Source organism: Polaromonas sp. P1_G2 (assembly GCF_056405515.1).
Window position 1 is genome coordinate 1 of the sequence record NZ_JBFUBY010000911.1, and the last position, 511, is coordinate 511.

The following is a 511-nucleotide window of genomic DNA, read 5'->3' on the forward strand; positions in this document are numbered from 1 at the left end:
CTCGAAGTGTGTGCCGGGCAGGCGCTTGCGAGCTGCGTCGAGCATGTTGTCGTCGCTGTCGAGGCCGGAAATGCCAGCCGCCCCCCAGCGCTCGATAAGAAGTTCGGTGGAATTGCCCGGCCCGCAGCCGAGGTCGATGCCGCGTGTCACCTCGTCGAGCGGCACCTGTGCAAGCAGGTCACGCGCCGGGCGCGTGCGCTGATCCTCGAACTTGACATATTGAGTGGGAGACCAGGCCATCGCGCGACTCCTTTGCAAGTTGTTGGCTTCGTCTCCCATGCTCTGTAACGGCGGTCAAGCGCGCCGTCGGACACCATGACGTCTTGGTAAAAGTTGCCTATACCGCAAATGCCCCCAGCAACGACTTCGGCTCCAGATAGGCCTCCAGCCCGAAACTGCCGAATTCACGGCCGATGCCGGACTGCTTGAAGCCACCGAACGGTGCCTGCGGCTCCAGATAGCTGCCGTTGATCTGCACGCGGCCCGCCTGCAATTGCGAGGCGACCTCGAC

2 protein-coding genes are annotated in these 511 nt (G+C 63.2%); both read right to left on the bottom strand.

Annotation, left to right across the window (positions count from 1 at the left end; genetic code table 11):
* Positions 1-240 (bottom strand): methyltransferase domain-containing protein (locus AC1D0P_RS28290; RefSeq protein ID WP_477679768.1); only part of this gene is annotated, 240 nt, incomplete at its 3' end.
* Positions 241-337: 97 nt separating this feature from the next.
* Positions 338-511: aldehyde dehydrogenase family protein (locus tag AC1D0P_RS28295; protein WP_477679769.1), on the bottom strand; the 174-nt coding region annotated here is incomplete at its 5' end.